General features: G+C 69.4%; 20 protein-coding genes. 8 read left to right on the plus strand and 12 right to left on the minus strand.

What is annotated here, in order from left to right:
• Positions 1-43: 43 nt before the first annotated feature.
• Both ACVN90_RS20835 and ACVN90_RS20840 read right to left on the minus strand, forming a co-directional pair.
• Positions 44-1,471, minus strand: coding sequence for a CCA tRNA nucleotidyltransferase (locus ACVN90_RS20835; RefSeq protein ID WP_475100101.1), 1,428 nt, complete (start codon positions 1,469-1,471; stop codon positions 44-46).
• A gap of 45 nt (positions 1,472-1,516) precedes the next feature.
• Positions 1,517-3,055, minus strand: a complete 1,539-nt coding sequence (locus ACVN90_RS20840) for a DUF7059 domain-containing protein (RefSeq protein ID WP_475100102.1) — start codon at positions 3,053-3,055, stop codon at positions 1,517-1,519.
• A 115-nt stretch (positions 3,056-3,170) separates the two neighbouring features.
• Between ACVN90_RS20840 and ACVN90_RS20845 the strand changes: the two genes are divergently transcribed.
• From ACVN90_RS20845 to ACVN90_RS20865, 5 genes are all read left to right on the plus strand, one after another.
• Positions 3,171-5,399: a DUF6049 family protein gene (locus ACVN90_RS20845; RefSeq protein ID WP_475100103.1), complete on the plus strand. Its 2,229-nt coding sequence runs from the start codon at positions 3,171-3,173 to the stop codon at positions 5,397-5,399.
• Positions 5,396-7,009, plus strand: coding sequence for a murein biosynthesis integral membrane protein MurJ (murJ, locus tag ACVN90_RS20850; RefSeq protein WP_475100104.1), 1,614 nt, complete (start codon positions 5,396-5,398; stop codon positions 7,007-7,009). Before ACVN90_RS20845 ends, murJ begins: the two co-directional genes overlap by 4 nt.
• A gap of 140 nt (positions 7,010-7,149) precedes the next feature.
• Positions 7,150-8,154 carry a thioredoxin-disulfide reductase gene (trxB, locus tag ACVN90_RS20855; protein ID WP_475100105.1) on the plus strand — a complete coding sequence of 335 codons (1,005 nt, stop codon included), beginning with the start codon at positions 7,150-7,152 and terminating at the stop codon, positions 8,152-8,154.
• Positions 8,155-8,247: 93 nt separating this feature from the next.
• Complete coding sequence (gene trxA / locus ACVN90_RS20860) at positions 8,248-8,571, plus strand: thioredoxin (RefSeq protein WP_045301944.1); 324 nt, start codon at positions 8,248-8,250, stop codon at positions 8,569-8,571.
• Between the two features lie 217 nt (positions 8,572-8,788).
• Positions 8,789-9,205: a YciI family protein gene (locus ACVN90_RS20865; RefSeq protein ID WP_475100106.1), complete on the plus strand. Its 417-nt coding sequence runs from the start codon at positions 8,789-8,791 to the stop codon at positions 9,203-9,205.
• A gap of 23 nt (positions 9,206-9,228) precedes the next feature.
• Here ACVN90_RS20865 and ACVN90_RS20870 read toward each other — a convergent pair whose 3' ends face one another.
• Entirely contained in the window at positions 9,229-9,576 is a 348-nt protein-coding gene (locus ACVN90_RS20870; protein WP_475100107.1) for a tryptophan synthase subunit alpha, read from the minus strand.
• Positions 9,577-9,632: 56 nt separating this feature from the next.
• On the opposite strand from ACVN90_RS20870, the gene ACVN90_RS20875 reads away from it, so the two are divergent.
• Positions 9,633-10,898, plus strand: coding sequence for an RNA polymerase sigma factor (locus ACVN90_RS20875; RefSeq protein ID WP_475100108.1), 1,266 nt, complete (start codon positions 9,633-9,635; stop codon positions 10,896-10,898).
• On the opposite strand, the gene ACVN90_RS20880 is transcribed toward ACVN90_RS20875, so the two are convergent.
• The 3 genes from ACVN90_RS20880 to ACVN90_RS20890 form a co-directional block, all read right to left on the minus strand.
• Positions 10,893-11,882, minus strand: a complete 990-nt coding sequence (locus tag ACVN90_RS20880; RefSeq protein WP_475100109.1) for a ParB/RepB/Spo0J family partition protein — start codon at positions 11,880-11,882, stop codon at positions 10,893-10,895. The genes ACVN90_RS20875 and ACVN90_RS20880 overlap by 6 nt on opposite strands.
• Entirely contained in the window at positions 11,882-12,805 is a 924-nt protein-coding gene (locus ACVN90_RS20885; RefSeq protein WP_475102165.1) for a ParA family protein, read from the minus strand. The genes ACVN90_RS20880 and ACVN90_RS20885 overlap by 1 nt, the downstream gene beginning before the upstream one ends.
• An 888-nt stretch (positions 12,806-13,693) precedes the next feature.
• Positions 13,694-13,855, minus strand: coding sequence for a hypothetical protein (locus ACVN90_RS20890; RefSeq protein ID WP_475100110.1), 162 nt, complete (start codon positions 13,853-13,855; stop codon positions 13,694-13,696).
• 831 nt (positions 13,856-14,686) lie between these two features.
• On the opposite strand from ACVN90_RS20890, the gene ACVN90_RS20895 reads away from it, so the two are divergent.
• Entirely contained in the window at positions 14,687-15,517 is an 831-nt protein-coding gene (locus ACVN90_RS20895) for a helix-turn-helix domain-containing protein (RefSeq protein WP_475100111.1), read from the plus strand.
• A 63-nt stretch (positions 15,518-15,580) separates the two neighbouring features.
• Positions 15,581-16,171 (plus strand): dihydrofolate reductase family protein, encoded by a 591-nt coding sequence (locus ACVN90_RS20900; RefSeq protein WP_475100112.1) that lies wholly within the window; start codon positions 15,581-15,583, stop codon positions 16,169-16,171.
• 832 nt (positions 16,172-17,003) lie between these two features.
• On the opposite strand, the gene rsmG is transcribed toward ACVN90_RS20900, so the two are convergent.
• The 6 genes from rsmG to rpmH are packed head-to-tail and all read right to left on the minus strand — an operon-like array spanning position 17,004 to position 20,229.
• Positions 17,004-17,627 (minus strand): 16S rRNA (guanine(527)-N(7))-methyltransferase RsmG, encoded by a 624-nt coding sequence (rsmG, locus tag ACVN90_RS20905; RefSeq protein WP_475102166.1) that lies wholly within the window; start codon positions 17,625-17,627, stop codon positions 17,004-17,006.
• Positions 17,628-17,675: 48 nt separating this feature from the next.
• Positions 17,676-18,194, minus strand: coding sequence for a Jag family protein (locus tag ACVN90_RS20910; RefSeq protein ID WP_475100113.1), 519 nt, complete (start codon positions 18,192-18,194; stop codon positions 17,676-17,678).
• Positions 18,195-18,234: 40 nt separating this feature from the next.
• Positions 18,235-19,386: a membrane protein insertase YidC gene (gene yidC / locus ACVN90_RS20915; RefSeq protein WP_475100114.1), complete on the minus strand. Its 1,152-nt coding sequence runs from the start codon at positions 19,384-19,386 to the stop codon at positions 18,235-18,237.
• 8 nt (positions 19,387-19,394) lie between these two features.
• Entirely contained in the window at positions 19,395-19,751 is a 357-nt protein-coding gene (gene yidD / locus ACVN90_RS20920) for a membrane protein insertion efficiency factor YidD (protein ID WP_475100115.1), read from the minus strand.
• Positions 19,748-20,083, minus strand: coding sequence for a ribonuclease P protein component (rnpA, locus tag ACVN90_RS20925; protein WP_475100116.1), 336 nt, complete (start codon positions 20,081-20,083; stop codon positions 19,748-19,750). The genes yidD and rnpA overlap by 4 nt, the downstream gene beginning before the upstream one ends.
• 8 nt (positions 20,084-20,091) lie before the next feature.
• A complete protein-coding gene (gene rpmH, locus ACVN90_RS20930) occupies positions 20,092-20,229 on the minus strand; it encodes a 50S ribosomal protein L34 (RefSeq protein ID WP_005054680.1) in 138 nt (45 codons plus the stop codon).
• Positions 20,230-20,538 lie beyond the last annotated feature (309 nt).

A 20,538-nucleotide genomic window follows, 5' to 3' on the forward strand; every position in this document is an offset into this window, starting at 1 on the left:
TCGACGTCGGTGGAGCGTGGGTCCAGTGTAGGTGCGCGCGCGATCAGGCGCGGGCGGCCCACCACTCCCGCAGGCGGCGCTCGGCCTCTTCTTCACCGACGATGCCCTCGTCGAGGCGCAGGTCGAGGAGGAACTTGTACGCCTCGCCCACCTCGCGGCCGGGCTTCAGCTCCAGCACCTCCTGGATGCGGTTGCCGTCGAGCTCGGGGCGCATCGCGTCGAGCTGCTCCTGGGCGGCGAGCTCGCCGATGCGGCGCTCGATGTCGTCGTAGGCGCGCGCGAGACGCGTGGCCTTCTTGACGTTGCGGGTGGTCACGTCGGCACGGGTGAGGATGTGCAGGCGATCGAGTTCGGCGTCGGCGTCGCGCACGTAGCGCCGCACGGCGGAGTCGGTCCACGCGCCCTCGGAGTACCCGAAGAAGCGGAGGTGCAGCTCGATGAGCCGAGACACCGTGGCGATGGTCGCGGTGTCGAAGCGCAGCTCCTGCAGGCGCTTGCGGGCCATCCGCGCGCCCTTGAGGTCGTGGTGGTAGAACGTGACGCCGCCGCCGGGCTCGAGGCGGCGGGTCGCGGGCTTGCCGATGTCGTGCAGCAGCGACGCGAGCCGGAGGGCCACGTCGGGCGCGGCATCCGGATTCCGCTTCTTCTCGAGTTCGATCGCCTGCCGCAGCACCGTGAGGGAGTGCTCGTAGACGTCCTTGTGGTGGTGGTGCTCGTCGACCTCGAGCTGCAGCGCGGGGATCTCGGGCAGGAACTCGGCCATCAGCCCCGTCTCGACGAGCAGACGGATGCCGCGTACCGGGTCGTTCGTGGCCAGCAGCTTCACGAGCTCGCCCTGGATGCGCTCGGGGCTCACGATCTCGAGCGTGCGGCGGAGTTCCTCCATCGCGGCCTCGGTGGCGGGGTCGACGGTGAATCCGAGCTGCGACGCGAAGCGGGCGGCCCGCAGCATCCGGAGCGGATCGTCGCCGAAGCTCACCGCGAGGTCGGTCGGGGTGCGCAGGATGCCGCGGACGAGGTCCTCGACGCCGCCGGTGGGGTCCACCAGCGTCTGCCCGGGAACCCGCAGCGCCATCGCGTTCACGGTGAAGTCACGGCGCACGAGGTCGCCTTCGATGGTGTCGCCGAACTCGACGGTGGGCTTGCGCGTGACCCCGTCGTAACTGTCGGCGCGGTACGTCGTGATCTCGACCTGCTCGCGGTGCACGCGCGCGCCGATCGTGCCGAAGGCGCGGCCGATGTCCCACTGCGCGGTCGAGATGGGCGTGACGATCTTGAGGATGTCGTCGGGGCGCGCGTTCGTCGTGAAGTCGAGGTCGTTCGTCGGCCGGCCGAGCAGCGCGTCGCGAACCGGACCGCCCACGATCGCGAGGTCGAAGCCGGCGTCGGAGAACGCGCGAGCGAGCGTGGCGACGACGGGGGACTCGGCGAGCGCGCCGAGGCGCGCGATGCCCTCGGCCATGTTGAGCATGACATCGAGCCTATCTGCGCGCGGGCGGGGCCTTCCGAGCGGTCCCTACGGGAACCGGAGGAAGCCGGTGAACGTCAGCTCGCGCACGCGGGGCAGCAGGTCCGCGCGGAGTGCCGCCGCATCGACCTCGAGCAGATCGGCGATCGCGTCGACGAGCACGCCGACGGGCAGGTCGCCGTCGCACGCCCCGACGAGGGCCGCGAGGCCCGGGTCGACGCCGAGCGCGCGCCCGAATCCGCCGCCCTGCCGCAGCTCGATGACCGTCGGATCCTCGGCTCCGGGCAGATGATGGCGCGCCTCGGTGACGTCAGGGGCGACGAGGAGGACGGATGCTGCGAGCCCCGCGTCGTCGAGGGCGCCGAGGCGATCGTGCGCCTCGAGGGCGGCCGCGAGGTGTGCGCCGAGTCCCTCGCCCGCGAGCGCCGTGTGGAGGGTCTCGTAGCGGTCGAGCGTGGGAGACCCGGCGGCCGGACGCCGCAGCAGCAGGTATCCGAACCCGACCTCCGTCACCGCACGCGCCGCGAAGTCGTCGAGCCACGCGTCGACGAGTCTCGCGAAGCCGGGCGTGCCGGGCAGCGTGCCGCCGTCGCGCACCCACAACTCGGCGTACGACAGCGGGTCGAGGCTCTCGCGCTCGACCACCCAGGCGTCGAGCGGCACCGGCGACGACTCGACCCACTCGCGCACGCGCTCGAGGCCCGGCACGCCGTCGCGCGTCTCCCAGTTGCCGAGCAGCTGCGCGACCCCGCCGGGCGCGAGGTGCGCGCCGACGCCCGCCACGAAGGCGGCCACGACGTCGTCGCCCACCATGCCGCCGTCGCGGTACTCGTAGGCGGGCACGTCGGCGACCCGCGGCGTGATGACGAACGGTGGGTTCGACACGACGCGGTCGAACAGCTCGCCGGCAACCGGCTCGAAGAGGCTGCCGAGGCGCACCTCGATGCCGTCGATGCCGTTGAGGAGGGCGTTCAGGCGCGTGAACGAGAGCGCGCGCGGCGAGATGTCGGTCGCCACGATGTGCTTCACATGCGCGCGGGCGCGGAGCGCCTGGATGCCGCACCCCGCTCCGATGTCGAGCGCGCGCTCCGCGGGGGTCGGAAGCTGCAGCCCGGCGAGCGTCAGCGACGCTCCGCCGACGCCGAGCACGTGATCCTCGGGAAGCGGCCCGCCGAGTGCGGCCTCGTCGAGGTCGCTCGCGATCCACCACTGCGCCGTCGTCTCATCTTGGCCGGGTCGCGAAGCGTCGGCATACGACTGCGGTCGCACCACCGCGTGCGGGCGCACCTCGTCGCCGTCGATCTCGGCGAGCCCCAGCCGCACGAGCCCTGCTGCGCCGGCTCGCGAGAGGGTCTGATCCACGGATGCTGCGGCCTGCGGCATCCCGAGCACGAGAAGTCTGCCCAGCACGGCGAGGGCGTCGCCGCGGTCGCCGAGGGCCCGCGACGCCGGCGACCGGAGGCCGCGCGCGATCGCATCGTCGGCTGCGGCGCCCCACGCGTCGCGCAGTGCTTCGGCGGTGAACCCTGCGCTGTGCAGGTCGGCGGCGAGGTCACGGCAGAGGTCGGTATCCGGTTCGGGGAGCACGGCTCCATTCAACCGCGCCGCCCGCCCTCCGGCGGGCTCGGAGGCGCGGACCGTAGAATCTCCTCGATCGTGCGGTCAGGACATCGCACAGGAGCGAACCCCCGACAGGATGATCGTGACTTCACCGCGAGCCCCGCGGCGTGCCCCACGCCGCGCACCGCGCCTCGTGACCGCCGGCGTGGCGGCCGTGGCGGTGCTCGCCGGGCTTCTGCTGCCCGCTCCGGCGATCGCGGCCGACCCGTCCCCGACGCCGTCGCCGACCGCGACCTCCGCCGTCCCCGCGGGCACCACGGTGTTCACCCTGTCGCCCGTGTCGAACGGCATCGTGAACCCGGGCGATGCGCTGAGCGTGTCGGTCTCGATGCAGAACGGCACGGACGCCGAGACGGCGCCCGCCACCGTCACGCTGTCGCTCGGGCGCACGCGGATCGCCGATCGCGACGACCTGGGGGCATGGCTCGACGGCACGGCCACCGACGTGGCGCTCGACGCGATCGGCACCGACGAGATCGCGGCGGTCGAGCCCGGCGGGTTCCAGGTGCGCGGCATCACGATCCCCGCCGACGACCCGGCCCTCGCGGGACTCGCGCCCGGCGTCTACCCGCTCGCCGCGTCGTACCCCGGGGCCGACGGCACCGTCACGTCGACGAGCACGATGATCGTCCCGCCCACCGAGGCGACGGACGCCGGCATCGGCGTCGTCGTGCCGATCACCGCGGGCGCCCTCAGCGACGGTCTCCTCACCGCGGACCAGCTCGCCGAGCTCACCGCGCCGGACGGCGACCTCACCAATCAGCTCGACGGAGTCACCGGAACCGCGGCCATCCTCGCGGTCGACCCGGCCGTGCCGGCGTCGATCCGCGTGCTGGGCACGTCAGCGCCCGAGTCCGCGCTCGAGTGGCTCACGCGCCTGGAGAGCATCCAGAACTCGCGGTTCGCCCTGCAGTTCGGCGACGCCGACGTCACCGCGCAGCTGCAGGCGGGCCTGCCCCGGCCGCTGCAGCCCACCTCGTTCACCGCGTACATGTCGGAGTCGGACTTCGCTGCGACGACTCCCACGCCGACAGCCACCCCGGCCCCGTCGGGCGCCCCGACGACCGAGCCCACGCCCCAGCCCGACAGCGCCCTGCCGAGCACAGAGGCGCTGCTCGCGGTGGGCCCCGCCACGCGCCAGGGCGTGTACTGGCCCGCCGACGGCACGGCGGACGCCCAGATCGTCTCGAGCCTCGCCGGCATCGCGACCGACGACGGCACCGCCCCGGTGACCCTCATCCCGTCGTCCACGACGGACGCCGGTTCCGACGGACGCACCGTGTCGGCGCACGGCCGGGTCGGCGACGGCGAGGTGCTCGTCTACGACAGCGACGTCTCCGACGCCCTCGACGACGCCTCGCAGCAGGAGGAGCCCTGGTTGCGCGGCGCACCGCTGACGACCGCCACCGCCTACCTCGCCTTCGCGGCGGCCGAGACGAACGGACCGCTCCTCGTCACGGTCGGCCGCGGCGACGGACGCTCGCGGGTCTCGCTCGGCGCGGCGATCTCCGCCGCCTTCTCCGCGCCCGACGTGACGCCCCGCACGATCGCGACGGTCGCCGCGGGCGAAGCGTTCGACGTCGAGCTGACCGACGCCGAGTCCTCCCCGGAGCGCGCGGCCGCAGCATCCGCTCTCGTCGCAGACGAAGGCGAGCTCGCGCGGTTCGCGACCATCCTCGACCAGCCGTCGCTGCTGACCGGACCCGAGCGCGCCGACATCCTGCAGCTGCTCGGTGTCGCGTGGGTCGGCGACGCCACCTGGCCCACCGTGCTGGCCGACCACCGCGCCGCGACCGCGGGCACGCTGGACTCCGTCGCGCTGCTCCCCACGAGCCCGAGCGACCTCTACGGCTCGAGCGCCGCCCTGCGGTTCTGGGTGCGCAACGACCTGCCGTACCCCGTCAACCTCGTGCTCTACACGACCCGCGACAACCTGCGCCTCGACGTGCAGGGCGAGACCCCGATCGTCGCGACGCCGCAGAGCAACACGCGGGTCGAGGTGCCGGTGCAGGCGCGCGTCGGCCGCGGCGACGTCACCCTGACCCTGCAGCTGCGCAGCCCCGCCTTCGTCGCCATCGGCGAGCCCGAATCCGTCGAGGTCAACGTCTACGCCGACTGGGAGGCCGTCGGCATCGCCGCCCTCGCCGTGCTCGTCGGCATCCTCCTCCTGTTCGGCATCGCCCGCACCGTGCTGCGCGTGCGCCGTCGACGGAAGGGGACGGATGCTGCCGCCCCGGGCGATGCCGAGGGTGAGACGGCCGTTGAGGGCGAGGGCGAGGTGCCCGCTGTGACCGAGGGGGACGAGCAGTGAGCGGGATCGGGCGCGCCAGCGCGCTCATCGGCGCGGGCACGATCGTCTCGCGCCTCACCGGGTTCCTTCGCTCCGTGGTGCTGGTGTCCGCCATCGGCGCGACCACTGCGGGCGGCAACGCGTTCACCGTGGCCAACCAGCTGCCGAACAACATCTACACGATCATCTCGACGGGCCTGTTGAGCGCCGTCGTGGTGCCCCAGATCGTCAAGGCCGCCGCACACGATGACGGCGGCCGAGCCTTCGTGTCGAAGCTGTTCACGCTCGGCACTGTCGTGCTGCTCGGCACGACCCTGATCGCCACACTGGCGGCGCCGCTGCTCGTGGCGCTGTACGCCCCGGAGTTCAGCGCGTCGCAGCAGGCGCTCGCCACCGCGTTCGCCTACTGGTGCCTGCCGCAGATCCTCTTCTATGGGCTGTTCGCCATGGTCGGCGAGTCCTTGAACGCACGGCGGGTGTACGGCCCGTACACGTGGGCTCCGATCGTCAACAACATCGTGTCGATCGCGGGCTTCGTCGCCTTCATCTGGCTGTTCGGGCCTGCAGGCTCGTCCACGGCGTGGACGCCGGAGATGATCGCCGTTCTCGCGGGTACGGCGACGCTCGGCATCGTGGCGCAGACCGCGATCCTCTTCGTGTTCTGGCGACGCACCGGGCTCCACATCCGCCCGGACTTCCGCTGGCGCGGGGTCGGTCTCGGGCAGATCGGCAAGCTCGCCGGCTGGACGTTCCTGATGGTCGTGGCGGGCCAGCTCGCCGGTCTCGTCCAGTCGCAGGTGATGTCGCACGTCCCGGAAGGCGACCCGGGCATGTTCGTCGCCGCCAACGCCTGGCTGCTGTTCATGCTGCCCTACTCGATCATCGTGCTGTCGATCGGGACGCCCTACTTCACGCAGCTCAGCGAGCACGCGAAGGCGGGACGCGACGATGAGGTGCGGGGCGACATCGGGCGCAGCATCCGCACGCTCGGCTTCTTCGTGGTGGTCGCGACCGCGGCGATGGCGGTCGCAGCGATCCCGGCCTCGCGCATCTTCACCGGCAGCGCGTCCGAAGCCGTCGGCGCCGCGGGAGTGCTGCTGTGCTACCTCGTCGGCCTCATTCCCCTCGCGGTGCTGTTCGTCGTGCAACGCACGTTCTACGCCTATGACGACACCCGCACACCCTTCCTCTTCACCGTCCTGCAGTGCGCCCTCGTCGTCGCGTCGGCGTGGGGAGCCCTGTGGGCGTTCAACGACGGCATCCTTCCCGCGTCGCAGCTCGTCGCGGTCGTCGCCCTCGGGCAGTCGCTCTCCAGCGTCGTGCAGGTGATCGTCGCCACCTGGCTGCTGCATCGTCGACTGGGCAGCATCCACGTCGGATCGTGGCTGTGGGCGCTCGCAAGGTTCGCACTGGCGGCGATACCCGCGGGAGTCGTCGGCTGGCTGACGTTCCAGCTGCTGGGCGGCGTCGGCGGCTGGACGGCTTCCGACAAGATCCTCGGCGCCGTGGGCGCCGCCATCATCGGCACGGTCGTCATCGCCGTGTATCTCGGCATCCTCGCCCTCTTCCGCGCTCCCGAGCTCTCGGTCGCCACCGGCCTGGTGCGCCGCTTCCTGCCCGGCCGACGCTGAGCCCGCCCAGGCCCGTGTGTCCCGAAGGGGCGCGGGGGACGGGTCGCGGAATGCCGCGCGGTTACCATGTGTTGAGGCATCCGGAGCCATCGTGTGTGTCATGACAGACTCCGCGAGGCTTCACGAGGAAAGGTGCGCACGTGCGTCAGGTCATCATCATCGGTTCGGGTCCTGCGGGCTACACGGCGGCGATCTACGCCGCCCGTGCCAACCTGAGCCCGCTCGTCGTGGCGAGCTCGGTCGAGGCCGGCGGCGAGCTGATGAACACCACCGAGGTCGAGAACTTCCCCGGGTTCCCCGAGGCGATCATGGGGCCCGACCTCATGGCCAAGATGCAGGAGCAGGCCGAGCGGTTCGGCGCCGAGGTGCTGTACGACGACGTCGTCTCGCTCGACATCGACGGCCCGGTCAAGAAGGTCACCCTCGGCAGCGGCGCGTCGCACGAGGCGGACGCCCTGGTGTTCGCCACCGGCTCGGCGCCCCGCAAGATCGGCATCGAGGGTGAGGCCCGCCTGTCGGGCCGTGGCGTCTCGTACTGCGCGACGTGCGACGGGTTCTTCTTCCGCGAGCGCGTGATCGCGGTCGTGGGAGGCGGCGACTCCGCGATGGAGGAGGCGACGTTCCTCACCAAGTTCGCGTCGAAGGTGTACATCATTCACCGTCGTGACGAGCTGCGCGCCTCGAAGATCATGCAGGAGCGCGCGTTCAAGAACGACAAGATCGAGTTCGTGTGGAACAGCGAGGTCGTCGACATCCTCGGCGACGAAGCGGTCACCGGCGTGGTGCTCGAAGACACCGTCGACGGCTCGCGTCGTGAGCTCGCGCTGGACGGCGTCTTCGTCGCGATCGGCAACGACCCCCGCACGCACCTCGTGCACGACAAGCTCGACCTCACCCCTGAAGGAACCGTGTGGGTCGACGGCCGCTCGTCGCGCACGTCGATCCCCGGTGTGTTCGCCGCCGGTGACGTCATCGACCCCACCTACCGTCAGGCGGTCACCGCTGCGGGCAGCGGCACCGTCGCCGCCCTGGACGTGGAGCACTTCCTCGCCGCCCTCGGTGAGGCGGGGGCACCGGCTCCCGACGCGGCCGAGATCGACGGGCTTCCCGGCGCGGAGCCGGTCGCGAAGGTCGACGCGGCGTAGCGCGAGGACCTGCGCCGCGCAAGCCGGGAACACTTCTCGCGCGTGTCGCGTTGAATGAGCGTGGACAGACTTCCCACAGAAGGAGAAACACACATGACCGCCAAGGCGACGACTTCCGCCACGTTCGAGCAGGACGTGCTCCAGGCCGAGGGACCGGTGCTCGTGGACTTCTGGGCGGAGTGGTGCGGCCCGTGTCGCATGGTCTCGCCCGTCCTCGACCAGATCCAGTCTGAGCACCCCGACAAGATCACGATCCTCAAGCTCAACGTGGACGAGAACCCCGACCTCGCGATGAAGTACCAGATCACGTCGATCCCCGCGATGAAGGTGTTCAACAAGGGCGCCGTCGAGACGACGATCATCGGCGCGAAGCCGAAGTTCGCACTCGAGCAGGATCTCGCGGCCTACATCGGCTGAGTTCCCTCCCCGCATTCTCGAACACCCCGCCGACTCGTTCGGCGGGGTTTTCGCATTTCACCGGTTGTTTCTCGAATATGCCGGTGGCGGCATCCGAGATTCTCTTCACTTTCTTCGTGAGCGGTGTCGATTTGCGCGAGGCTTGTTCGACGCACATGGTGAAGGGGCCGAACGGGCCTCGAACCGGGCCATCATCGCCCCGACGAAAGGGAATCCCATGCGTTACATGCTCATCATGCAGGTGGGCGCCGAGGCTGCTGCGGCGTTCGACCCCGAGACCTTCGACATGGCGGAGGCGTACGCCGCAATGGGTCGATACAACGAGGACCTGCAGAAGGCCGGCGTGTTCCTGAGCGCCGAGGGGCTCTCCGATGCCTCCGAGGGCTTCCGCGTCGATTTCGACTCGGTCCCGCCCGCCGTGACCGACGGACCGTTCGCCGAGGCGCGCGAGGTCTTCACCGGCTACTGGATCCTCGAGGTGGCGTCGCGCGAAGAGGCCGAGCACTGGGCGCGCAAGTGCCCGCTCGGACCCGGCAGCGCGCTCGAGGTGCGTCGCGTCAACGAGCTCAGCGACTTCGACCAGAACGACGAGTGGATCGCCAAGGAGAAGGAGTGGCGCGCCGCCAATTCGTGACTCCGACTCTCGAGCCGCGTTCGTCAGCTCGCTTCGGCACGCACCGTCGGGTCCCACCGGCGGTGCGTGTTCGCGTCGCCGAGCAGCGCCCACACCGCACGGGTGAGCGGGGGATAGTCCAGGGCGATCTGGCGCAACACCCGGTAGTGGCGGCTGGCATTCGGCCGCGACCCGCCGTCGGCCGCGATGTTCTCGGCGCGGAGCAGGTAGACGACGAGTTCGTCGACGGACGGCAGTTCGTCCATGAACTCCCACGGGTCCTCGCCGGCGCGAAGTCGCTCGTGCACCAGCACCGAGAGCTCGTCGGCGGCTTCGGCACGGAGCAGCTCGAGGCTCGCACGTCGCCGCGGGTTCTGCTCGTCGTTCACCATCAATCCAGGGTACGGGGCGATCCCGACGCCGGGGGCCACCCGTTTACGCTGACAGCATGACCCCCGACGACGATGCCCACGCCCGCCGTGCCGTCGAGGCCGTGTGGCGCGACGAGTCCGCTCGCATCGTCTCGGCGCTGGCCCGGCACACCGGCGACTTCGCCTGGGCCGAGGATCTTGCCCAGGAGGCGCTCGTCGAGGCTCTCGCAACGTGGCCGGGCAGCGGCATCCCGGACAATCCCGGTGCCTGGCTCATGGCCGTGGCGAAGCGGCGCGCGATCGACGGATGGCGACGACGCGAACGGATGTCGCAGCGCGAGCCGCTCTTCGTGTCGGAGGCTCTCGTGGCCGAGGCGATCGACTCGGTGCCCGACGACGCCGACCCCGACCGCATCGACGACGACGTGCTGCGACTCGTGTTCGTCGCCTGCCACCCCGTGCTTCCGGCACAGGCGCGTCTCGCGCTGACGCTGCGCACGGTCGCCGGCCTCACCACCGAGCAGATCGCCCGAGCCTTGCTCATGACCGTGCCGACAGTGCAGCAGCGGATCGTGCGGGCCAAGCGGACCCTCGCCGCCGAAGGCGTGCCGTTCGAGGTGCCCGACCGGGCCGAGCGGCCGGCGCGGCTCGCCAGCGTGCTGCAGGTGATCTACCTGCTCTTCACCGAGGGCTACTCGGCGGCGGCAGGGGAGGGGCTCATCCGCCCCGACGTCGCGCGCGAGGCGGTGCGGCTCGGACGCCAACTGGTTGCGCTGCAGCCGGGTGACACCGAGATCTGGTCGCTCATCGCGCTCATGGAGTTCCAATCGTCGCGTTTCGCCGCCCGCATCGACGACGCCGGCCTGCCGGTCACCCTCGAGGACCAGGATCGCCGCCGGTGGGACCGTTCCGCGATCACGCGCGGCACCGAGGCGATGAGACGCGCGGAGTCCTCCACCCGCGGTCTCGGCTACTACGGGCTGCAGGCTGCGATCGCTCGGTGCCATGCGATCGCCCCGACGTTCGCCGAGACCGACTGGGAGCAGATCCTCCGGCTCTACGACGGTCTGGAGTCGCTCGCGCCGTCTGCTGTCGTCCGCCTCAATCGCGCCGTCGCGCTCTCCATGGCGCGCGGCCCCGAGCCCGCTCTCGCCGTGGTGGACGAGCTCGCCCCCGAGCTTTCGGGCTTCCGCCCCCTGTCGGCGGTGCGGGGGGAGCTTCTGGAGCGTCTCGGACGAACGGATGCTGCGGCCGCCGAGTTCCTCGCAGCGGCGGCGCTGCCGGGCAACGCGGCCGAGGGCGAAGCGCTGCGGCGGCGCGCCGCTGCGCTCGGACCGCTATGACGCTTCGAGGGCCCCGTACTGGGTCTCACCGAGTTCTGCGAGGATCCGGTTGAGGTCCTGAATCGTCGCGAAGTCGATGCTGATCTGGCCTTTTCTTGCCGTCAGCGCGATCTTCACGCGAGTGTTCAGCCGGTCGCCCAGTCGTCCGGCGACCTCATCGAGGTGCGCCCGGCGCGAGCCGGCCTGCGGCTTCGCCGATCGGGTGGGGGAGGCATCCGGGAGCTTCGCCGCAGCCTCCGCGGCGCGCACCGAGAGATCCTCGTTGACGATCTTGTCGGCGAAACGCTGCATCGCCGTCGCGTCTTCGAGCGACAGGATCGCGCGCGCGTGTCCTGCGGTGAGCACACCCGCGGCGACGCGCTGCTGCACGGGCACGGGGAGCTTGAGGAGGCGGATCGTGTTGCTGATCTGCGGACGCGAGCGTCCGATGCGCGTCGCGAGCTCTTCCTGCGTGATGCCGAAGTCTTCCAGCAGCTGCTGGTATGCCGAGGCCTCTTCGAGGGGGTTCAGCTCCGAGCGGTGCAGGTTCTCGAGCAGGGCATCGCGGAGCAGGTGCTCGTCGGCGGTGTCGCGCACGATCGCGGGGATCGAGGTGAGACCGGCCTCTCGTGCGGCGCGGGTGCGCCGCTCACCCATGATGAGCTCGTAGTCGCCCTTCTCGTTGAGCCGCACGACCACGGGCTGAAGAACGCCGAACTCGCGCACGCTGTGCACGAGCTCCGCGAAGTGCTCGGGGTCGAAATTCGTGCGCGGCTGACGCGGGTTGGGAACGATGTCGTGGGGGTCGATGTGCGCCAGCCGGGCACCGGGCACCTCGACGAGGTCCTCCTGACCTTCGGGCTCGCCGGCCTCGACGGGCGGCTCCGCTTCGGCCACGGCGACGGCACGGGGGAAGAAGACATCTGCGGGACGCTCGTCGGCCTGCTCGCTGGTCGGGATCAGTGCGCCGATTCCGCGTCCGAGTCCTGTGCGCTTCGCTGCCATCATGCGCCCCTTTCATTCGAGGCGCTGTCGCGCCGGATCATCTCGACAGCCGCTTCGCGGTATGCGATGGCGCCGGCCGACTGTCCATCGTAAGCGAGAACGGACTGCCCGAAACTCGGCGCCTCCGAAACGCGGACCGACCGCGGGATGATCGTGTCGAGCACTTCCGCGGGGAAGTGGGCGCGCACCTCGTCGGCGACCTGCTGCGCGAGCCTCGTGCGCCCGTCGTACATCGTCAGCATGATGGTCGACAGTTCCAGGCGGGGGTTGAGGTGCTTCTGGATCATCCGCACCGTTCCGAGCAGCTGGCTCAGTCCCTCGAGTGCGTAGTACTCGCACTGGATGGGGATGAGGAGCTCGCTCGCTGCGGTGAAGGCGTTGATGGTGAGGAGTCCGAGCGACGGCGGGCAGTCGATGAGGATGAAGTCGAGGTCCCCGGCATTGGTGGCGAGGTAGTCGTCGACGGCGACGCGCAGGCGATGCTCTCGTGCGACCTGTGACACGAGCTCGATCTCGGCTCCGGCAAGGTGGATGGTGCTCGGCGCGCACAGCAGGTTGGGCGACTCCGGGCTCACCTGGATGATGTCTGCGAGCGGGAACTCATCGATGAGCACGTCGTACACGCTCGGCGTATCAGCGGTGTGCGGCACTCCCAGCGCCGTCGAGGCGTTGCCCTGCGGGTCGAGGTCGATCACGAGCACCTTCGCCCCGCGCTCGGCCAGAGCAGCGGCCAGGTTGACGGTCGTGGTCGTCTTGCCGACCCCGCCCTTCTGGTTCGAGACGGTGAGGACTCGGGTTCGACCGGTGAGGTGGACGTCGGCCTCGTCGAGCGCCTTGCGGCGTGCGGACAGATCTGCGAGCTCCCGCGCGATGGGGGAGTCGTCCTCTTCCTGCGCGAGTGCGGCGCCGTCTTGCTGCGCGATGGGGGATTCCTCTTCCTGCGTGACGGTGGCGCCCTCGGCGGGTGCGATCTCTTCGGGTTCGGATTCAGCGTACTCATCCGGTGCGACATCACTGTCGGCGTCGGGATGCTCATCTTCGAGGAGGACTTCTGTCGCGGTGTCTTCGCCAGGGTCTGCGTCCTCCCGGGAGGATCCCTGGTCGGCGATCGCGCCGGCACTGACCGCCGCGACGTCTTCTTCGCGGTCGGAATCGGCCTCGTCGGCGCGGATCTCGGCGGGGGTGACCTCGGTCACCGACGACTCCCGCGTCCAGACACTCGGGGGTTGTTCAGAGGGCAAGGATGCTGGGGCCTCGGCGTCGGGTTGTTTCACGTGAAACTCTCCCCCGTGCCCGAGCCGCTCAACATCGTCTTCCACCCTATCCCGCCTTCCCCCCACTCCCAGCCGCCGGAGCCACTTGTTCATGCGTTCCTTACCGTTCCGGGCGGATAATCCGCCTTCTCTAGTCAACCCCGGACGGCGCGTTCGGCCCTGCCAACCCGCCGCCCGAACACACTGAGAAATCCCTCATGTAACCCAGAGTCGTCCAATCCGGAGCGATCCATTCGGTCGACGCTGGAGCACGCGGCAGATCGGAGATCACGCGACGCACCCACGCCTCGCGCGGGCGGGAACCCGGGCCCTTGTGCCACGCTTCCCGTGACGGGTCGGCAGGAGTCCGCGCGGGAACATGGGTCCCACTCCGCGTGCCGCGCGCTGAGTGTGAAACTCTGAACCGGCGGTCATCACCCGGCACAGTGCGTGCCCCGGTGTTTCACGTGAAACGGGACCCACGCCCGACCACAGCGTCCGCAGACGACCGCCCGCACGCGGTCGCCTGTTCGGTCACACGCGAAGGAGCCCTCGGGTTCAGTTGGTCGTGATCGAAGCGGCAATCCACTCGGCAGTGAACGCGCGCGTCAGTGTTGCGTCGGCTCTCAGCCGCGCGAACCGAGCGCGGTCGGGGCCGCTCGTTGCTTCCGCGCGATCGGCGGGTTCGGCGGGGTCGGCGCGTTCGGGGTCGCGTTTCACGTGAAACATTCGTCCGGAGCTTTTGCTCTGGAGTGCTCGAGTTACTTCAGTCCGATATCGGTCTTTCACCCTTGCCCCACGAGTCCCACCGGGTGCTGATCGTCGACACATCACATCTCACGTCAGCCCACCCGTTCCGCACGCGCGGGCCTCGAACAGCAATCCATGTCGCCGAGCACGCCCGGTGCCCGCACCCCACGGCGCCCCGTCACACGAACGACCAGCTCGTGCGGAACATCACACGTCTTGATGGTCGACAGATCGCCGCGACCGCGACGAGTGGAGTACCGGTGACCACCGTGACAGCCGCTGGGCGAGCCGGGACCGACAAGCGCTCGCTCGCGCCCGAGTGGAGCATCCTTTTCGGCGAGGTCTCGACCATGTTCACGCGGAGACGCACGCGGCCACTGCGCGCTCGTGACCGGGTCGATGCGACCCAGGCGCTCCAGCACGATGGCGCTGATTGCAAAGCCACCACAGGCTTCGTCCACGAGGCACGATCTGGCCGTCACACTGCCGAGCACGTGCGGGCGCCTCACCCGCGGCGCGATGCGCAGCCAGGCTCCATCAGGAACAACGCCGACGGCCACGGCGCTGGGCAATGTTTCACGTGAAACGGTTTGCCCCAGACGGCGAACTGAGGTCACCTGGACACGCGGGCGCAGTTGCGCGCTGCACCAGCGGGTGCTGACGTCGGGACACGCTCTGAATGGATGGCGCGGCCGGTGTCGCCTGGGATGACACGGGATGCGCGGAATTGCGGGCCGTTCTGGCGCGCCGTCAGTACGTGACGCGTGGTGGGTCGTCGGAGATGATGTGAGCGTGAGGTATGTGTCCAGGAGACCCGCTCCGCCGCTCGACGGTCTGATCGACGACCTCTACTATCTCGAAGGCGACCCGCCTTACCCCAGATTGTTGCTGCCGGCGGCGCCTGCACCTCTTCTCATCATCAATCTCGGGGCGCCCTTTCTCATCCGAGCCGGCACCGACGGCGAAGCAGTGGAATACGCCGATGGCTGCTCGGTCACGACTCCCACACGTGCGTGGGAGTTCGGCTACCCCGTCCCGACCCGGTCAGTGGGGGCCCACTTCAAGCCGTGGGGACTGGCACCGTTCCTTCCGATGCCGGCGGCCGAGTTGTGCGACCGACCGGCGACGGTGGAGCAGATCTGGGGCCGGCTCGCTGTCGCCGAGTTGCGACGCCGACTGACCTTCGCGGACACGCCGCAGGAGATGCTGATGCTGTTCGAGGAGAGTCTGGGGCTACGGATGCGCGCGGTCCACGGCCTGGACATCGTGCGCCGTCTGAGCAGTGCCATCGCTCAGACCGGTGGATCGGTGCCGATCAGCGATCTCGGCATGGCGACCCCCGGCAGCAGCACGTACGTGGCGAAGAGGTTCAAGGACGTCGTCGGCATCACGCCGAAGCGGCTGGCGCGGAGCTACCGCTTCACCCTCACCGTGTTGGCCATCGACGTGGCCGCACCGATCGACTGGGGCGACGTCGCCTCGGGTGCCGGCTACTTCGACCAGGCCCACTTCGTCCACGAGTTCCGAGAGTTCACCGGGCTCACACCGACCCGGTATGTCGACGTGCGGCAGCGCTTCCTCCGCGAACACCCCGCCCATGCGCTGGAGGGCTGGCCGCTCCCGGCCGATTGATTTCTTACAAGCCCTGCCACTCACGACACACGAGACTGGGGACTGCACACAGAGGAGGACCCCGTGGGAAAAGTCGTCATGAATGCGTCGGTCTCGGTGGACGGCTTCATTGCCGCCGACAACGACGACCCCGGCCCGCTGTTCGAATGGCTGGTCAGCGGTGACGTGCCGTTGGACGACAGCGGCGTGCTTAACGTGTCGCAAGCGTCGTACGACCACATCCGGCCATACTGGGACGAGATCGCGGTCACGATCGCCGGCCGCCACGTCTTCGACATCACGGACGGCTGGGACGGGAAGCCACCGAGCGGGATCGACCACGTCATCGTGGTGACGCACCGACCGGCACCCGAGGGCTGGGACCTCGACGCGCCATTCCACTTCGTCAACAGCATCGAGGCAGCCGTGGCCACGGCGCAGGAGCTCGCGGGTGGCCGCACCATCGAGGTTGCTGCCGGCGACGTCGGCGGCCAGATGCTCGCCGCAGGTGTGGTCGACGAGGTGCGCATGGATGTCGCGCCCGTCGTGTTCGGGTCCGGCAAGCGGTACTTCGGCTCCGTCGCCGCACAGCACCTGCTCGAGGATCCGGACATCGTGGTGCAGGGCAATCGGGTGCTTCACCTGCGCTACCCGGTGCGCCGGCTCCCGATCTGAACAGTCCGCGAGGGGCACGATGAGTGCGTCGGGGCACCACGGAGCGGCGACGCTGCCGCAATGTTTCACGTGAAACGACCACGCTGCGCCTGAGAAGCCCAGCCCGGCTCAGCGCAGCGCAGCGCAGCCCACCGGCATATTCGCCGTCCACGCGCGCATCTTCCTGGACCAGGTCTGAGGAGCCCTCGTCCCACCACCGCGCGACGATGACGTCTCAGGAATGGTGCGATCCAGGCGCGAAGTTCCGCGTGCATCGGCTTCGGCCGGGTGACTCCGCTAGCAAGCGATCGCCCGCGGCGCAGAGTGGAGTCCCCGGGGCCGCGAGGCAATGCGTCGCGGCTTCCCACATGGAGACGAGCGGTGCACTCGACCCCACGGCGAATCAGTGATGTCGAGGCAGTGGCGCGAGCCGCCCCGGCGCGCAATGTTTCACGTGAAACGACGGTCATGAGGGGCTCGTGTCGTCAGCCCGCGGACGCCTGCACCCGACCGCGGGCGATGAGGCGAAGAGCACCGCTCGCGACTCAGGTACGCACCGAACTCGCGGCAGCCCGGTGCTCGACAAGCCCAGACACCGCCCCTGGCAGGGCGGTGTCTCGGCATCGTTCTCGTGGGCGGCGCCCGCGTTCGGCGCGGCGCGTCTCGCTCGTTCCTCGCTCGCTGAACGACCCGGGGGAGAAGGCAAGGCGTGAGCTACACCGCCCGAAGATGAGTGGCCCCCTGAGTGCGCGGGATGATCTGGGGGCGTTCCGCGCTCGGTCACCGACGGAGGTCGGCGCACTCGCACCGCGCCGACGATGCACAGGCTCCGCGGAGCAGGAGTCGGCGGCGATCAGCGGACGGTCGCTCGGATCACCCGCGATGGCTCGGGGAGCAGACCCTCGCCGACGATCTCGACGCGGGGGTTCGTCACCTTGAACTTGCGCAGCTGCTTCTCGGCGGCCTCGATCTCGCTCGTGGCGCTCGTCCCCTTGAGGAAGATGAGCTCGCCGCCGTCGCGGACCAGGGGAGCGGTGATCGGCACCAGTGTGCGAAGAGCGCTGACAGCGCGCGCTGTGACGGCATCCAGCACGGGGCCGCGCTTCCAGTCCTCACCGCGTGCGCGAAGCACCTCGACGTTGTCGAGCTTCAGTGCGGCGACCTGCTCCGACAGCCACGCGACTCGGCGCTCCATCGGCTCGATCAGGACCCACTCGACGTCGGGGCGGGCGATCGCGAGCACCAGGCCCGGCAGCCCGGCACCCGAGCCCACGTCACCCACGCGGCCCGAGAACAGGGGAGCGATCACGGCGCTGTTCAGAATATGACGCGACCACAGCCGTGGCGGTTCGAGGGGGCCGATCAGGCCGCGCTCCTCGCCGTGCCGGCCCAGCGCATCAGCGAATTGCCGTGCGACCTCGATGCGGTCGCCGAAGATCTCGGCGGCAGCCGCGGGTTCCTGCTCGATCTCGATCATCGACACTTCGACAGAATCAGTACGAATGTTTCACGTGAAACGTGCGGCTCAGCCGCGACGGATCACCGTGTGACGGTCGGCGCCTTCGCCGTACGACTCGGACACGAAGCCGCGATCGGCCACGATGTCGTGGACGACCTTGCGCTCGTAGCTCGACATCGCAGGCAGCGACGCCTGCGAGGCGCCGTCGTCCAGGCGCGCGATCGCGCGGTCCACGAGAGCGGTCAGCTCGTTCTGCCGCGCGTCGCGCGAGCCGCCGATGTCGAGGATCAGGCGTGAGAAGCGACCGGTACGGTTCTGCACCGCAATCCGGGTGAGCTCCTGCAGCGCCTGAACGGTGTCGGGCGCCGCGATCAGGTCTACCGACCCGCCGGAAGGCGCCTCGACCGAGACGTAGGCGCGGCCCGCGCGCACGTCGAGGTCGAGGTCGCCGTCGATGTCGGCGATGTCGAGCAGACCCTCGATGAAGTCGGCGGCGACGTCGCCTTCCTCCTCGAGCTGAGCGACGGTCGCGGGGACCCGCTCCTCGCGCGCGTCGACAGGGGCGTACTCAGGGGACGTGGTCATGGCGTGATCCTCGTAGGTGACGTCGTTCGGGTGCGTGCGATCAGGAAGCGGAGCCGGTGCCGGGCGCGCCGGAGTCGGTCCCACCGGAGACCTGCCCACCCTGCTTCTGCCCGGACCCGGGCTGCTTCTGACCCTGCTTCTTCGCGCGCTGCTTGCTCACCGGCTGCTGACGCTTCGGCGCTGCCGCCTTGGCACGCTCGGCCTCTTCATAGAGGCGCTGCTGCTCGGCCAGGTACTTCTCCATCGGAACGACCTTGCCCGAGGCGTCGAGCGCCTTGCCTTTCTTCGCGAGACGCTCTTCGCGCGCCTTGGCCGCGTCCGAGCCGGGGGTCGGCATCTCACGGATGACGAGGAACTGCTGACCCATCGTCCACAGGTTCGACACGAACCAGTAGATGACGACACCGAGCGGGAAGAAGACACCCGAGAAGATGAAGCCCAGCGGCAGGATGTAGAGCATGATCTTCTGCATCTGGTAGGCCTGGCCGGTCTTGGCCTCGGGGGAGAGGTTCTTCGAGATGATCTGCAGCTGAGTGAAGAACTGCGACGCGATCATCAGCACGACGAGCACGACGAGGATGATGATCGCCGGGGTGTTGCCGGTGTTCACCGCATCGATGAGCGTCTCGTGCAGCGACGCGACGCCGAACAGCTTCGCGTTGTAGAACTCCTGCGTGAGCTCCGCATTGAGCAGGCCCACGCCACCGATGCCCGCCGTGGCGTGCTTGGTCACGTCATTGAGCACGCTGAACAGCGCGAAGAAGACGGGCATCTGCACGAGCAGCGGCAGGCAGCTCGAGACGGGCGTCGTGCCGTGCTTCTTGTAGAGCGCCATCGTCTCGCGACTCATCGCCTCGCGAGAGAGCTGATCCTTCTTGCCCTTGTACTTCTCCTGAACTTTCCGCAGTTCAGGAGCGATTTCCATCATCTTGCGCTGGCTCTTGATCTGCCGCACGAACAGCGGGATCATCGCCGAACGCACGACGATCACCAGACCGATGATCGCCAGCACCCACGTGATGCCGTCAGCCGGCGGAAGCCCGATCGCGGTGAAGAGCCAGTGCCAGAAGACGAGCACCGCCTCGACGGCCCACTTGAGCGGCCACAGGATGATGCCGAAGAGATCGAACCCGCCGTTCGTCGCTGGAGCGGATGGCGAGGGCGTCGAGGCGAGGGCTGACAAGAGATCCATGCGGAGGATCAGTCCTTTCCGGTGGGGGCAGGCACGACGAACCCGTGGCGGGTCAGCGCGTGCCCGAAGTTCTTGCGGGGCGGCACGTCGTCGACGCCGCCGACCGCCCAGGGGTGGCAGCGCGCGATGCGCGCCGCGGTCAGCGCCGATCCGACGACGGCACCGTGCTGCTGCACGGCGCCGACGGCGTACGCCGAGCAGGACGGGTAGTACTTGCAGACATCGCCATAGGTGTGCGAGATCGTTGCACGGTAACCGTGCAGCAGAGCGAGTACCGCGTTGCGGGGGAGCAGTGGGATGCTGCGCAGGGAATCGGATGCCGAGAACTCGGCGTCTCCGAACGCGTAGGCGGGAAGGACGCTCATGCGGCCCTCCGCGCGAGGCATTTCACGACGTCGCTGCGCAGATCATCGAAGGAGGCGGAGGCCGCACTCGGCAATGCGCGGATCACGACCTCGCTGCCCGGCGCAACCGCTTCGATCGACTCGAAGCACAGTGCCTTCAGCCGGCGACGGACGGTGTTGCGCACGACGGCGCCACCGACCTGCTTGCTCACGATGAAGCCGAACCGCGCCGGACCATCGGTCACGACGCGGTTCACGTAGGTGATGGTGTGCGCCCCGGCACACCGACGACCCCGACGGACGACGGCCTTGTACTCCGATCCGCGGGTGAGTCGGTGCGGCCTCGCGAGCACCGCTCGGCTCAGGCCGAGAGCTCGGTGCGCCCCTTGGCGCGGCGAGCCGAGAGGATGCTGCGGCCGGCGCGCGTGCGCATGCGGGCGCGGAAGCCGTGCTTCTTGGCGCGGCGACGGTTGTTGGGCTGGAAGGTGCGCTTGCTCATGGGGACTACTTCCGATCAGGTGTCACCGGGACGCTCGAGACCGGGGACGTGTGTACAGGGGCGACTGCCACGAAGGCATAAGTCAACCGATTAAGGCTACGTCGAGATGCCCGAGAACTCAAACCGAGCGCAGAACGTGTCATTATGCACCGGCGAGGCGATCGACCCTGGCACCGACACGCAGGCCGGTTCTACAGTGGAGTTTGCTCACGCGACGCCTCCTGACTAGCGTGGCTCCGGCAGTTATCCACAGGCCTGCACCGACGTTTCCGCGGCCTCCGGTGGAATCATCAACAACCCGGGGGGGCC

It is taken from the genome of Microbacterium sp. F01 (assembly GCF_056156365.1).

Coding starts and splice junctions, on each gene's coding strand:
- ACVN90_RS20865 (WP_475100106.1), top strand. CDS start 8,789: ATGCGTTACATGCTCATCATGCAGGTGGGCGCCGAGGCTGCTGCGGCG.
- yidC (WP_475100114.1), bottom strand. CDS start 19,386: ATGGATCTCTTGTCAGCCCTCGCCTCGACGCCCTCGCCATCCGCTCCA.
- rpmH (WP_005054680.1), bottom strand. CDS start 20,229: ATGAGCAAGCGCACCTTCCAGCCCAACAACCGTCGCCGCGCCAAGAAG.
- rsmG (WP_475102166.1), bottom strand. CDS start 17,627: ATGATCGAGATCGAGCAGGAACCCGCGGCTGCCGCCGAGATCTTCGGC.
- ACVN90_RS20880 (WP_475100109.1), bottom strand. CDS start 11,882: ATGGCAGCGAAGCGCACAGGACTCGGACGCGGAATCGGCGCACTGATC.
- ACVN90_RS20870 (WP_475100107.1), bottom strand. CDS start 9,576: ATGGTGAACGACGAGCAGAACCCGCGGCGACGTGCGAGCCTCGAGCTG.
- yidD (WP_475100115.1), bottom strand. CDS start 19,751: ATGAGCGTCCTTCCCGCCTACGCGTTCGGAGACGCCGAGTTCTCGGCA.
- ACVN90_RS20910 (WP_475100113.1), bottom strand. CDS start 18,194: ATGACCACGTCCCCTGAGTACGCCCCTGTCGACGCGCGCGAGGAGCGG.
- ACVN90_RS20875 (WP_475100108.1), top strand. CDS start 9,633: ATGACCCCCGACGACGATGCCCACGCCCGCCGTGCCGTCGAGGCCGTG.
- ACVN90_RS20835 (WP_475100101.1), bottom strand. CDS start 1,471: ATGCTCAACATGGCCGAGGGCATCGCGCGCCTCGGCGCGCTCGCCGAG.
- trxA (WP_045301944.1), top strand. CDS start 8,248: ATGACCGCCAAGGCGACGACTTCCGCCACGTTCGAGCAGGACGTGCTC.